Below are 1,100 nucleotides of genomic sequence, written 5' to 3' on the forward strand. Positions count from 1 at the left end.
CTTGAATTGTCAAGCTAAGTGGAACATCTCTGACCAGAAGACTTCCAGCGAGGATTTCCAACCAAACATCTTGCGTGGTCGTGTGTTGATTTGCCACACCATTTGGTTGATTTCTTCGTCTGTGATCGTAGCGATGTCAGTTCCTTTGGGAATATATTCCCTAATTAGACCGTTGGTATTCTCATTACTACCTCGATCCCACGGGGCATGTGGATTAGGAAAATAGAACTCCACTTGGTATTCCGTGGTAAGGTCTCCATGCCGTCCAAACTCTTTTCCGCGATCAGGTGTGATCGTACGTAGGATCTCATGTGGAATCTTAGCGAACATTGCTCTTAGTGTTTCAAGTACCGGCAATGACTTCCTACCTGCGGCTCGTTGCGCTAGTAATAAACGGCTACGTCGATCAATCATGGTAACCAAAACATCGCCACCGTCTTGACCAACAATCGTATCAAGCTCCCAATCTCCGAGACGTGTGCGCAGGTTTGCTTCTACTGGCCGCTCAACCAGCTTATGTGAAATGGGAATTTTGCCTCGTTTCTCTACGTAGCCTTTCTTATGCCTCGTCTTACCGCGATGGCGTAACTTACGAGCTATACCTCTCGCACCATGGTTCTTGGGTAGGCCAAGGTTATGTCGATATATTTCACGGTAAATCGTGACGCAACTAAACGGACTCGTTCCCTGTATTCGTTGGTAATTTCCAACGATTTGTTCTGGTGACCAGTGATTATCTTGAATTGCGGTAATCACGGCACTGCGCAGTATCTCGTTCTCAAAGATACGATGACGACGGCAAGCCTTACGTTTTTTGAGGTAGTCTTTTTGCGCCGACAATGCCTTGTAGTCCTTAGAACAACGGTGAATCTCTCTAGAAATTGTGCTGACGCTTCGATTTAACTGTGCAGCAATCTGATGAAGTGACAGTCCAAGAATGACAAGAGACTCTATACGACCACGCTCAATAGCTGTAAGCTGATGGTAATGGCTCATTAGGAAACCTCCGTATGATGATGTTCTCGACAAACAACATTCTACGCTGTCTCCTAGTGGGCCAGTCTTTTTATTTGATGTTCCACTTCAATTGTAAATTCAAG

At 45.5% G+C, this 1,100-nt stretch carries 1 protein-coding gene; it reads right to left on the minus strand.

The genetic code is table 11. The features are described 5' to 3' along the window. Positions 1-9 precede the first annotated feature (9 nt). Positions 10-996 (minus strand): IS30 family transposase, encoded by a 987-nt coding sequence (locus JUF11_RS13095; protein ID WP_204119939.1) that lies wholly within the window; start codon positions 994-996, stop codon positions 10-12. Positions 997-1,100 lie beyond the last annotated feature (104 nt).

This window comes from Lacticaseibacillus suilingensis (assembly GCF_016861845.1).
Taxonomy (GTDB): Bacteria; Bacillota; Bacilli; order Lactobacillales; family Lactobacillaceae; genus Lacticaseibacillus; species Lacticaseibacillus suilingensis.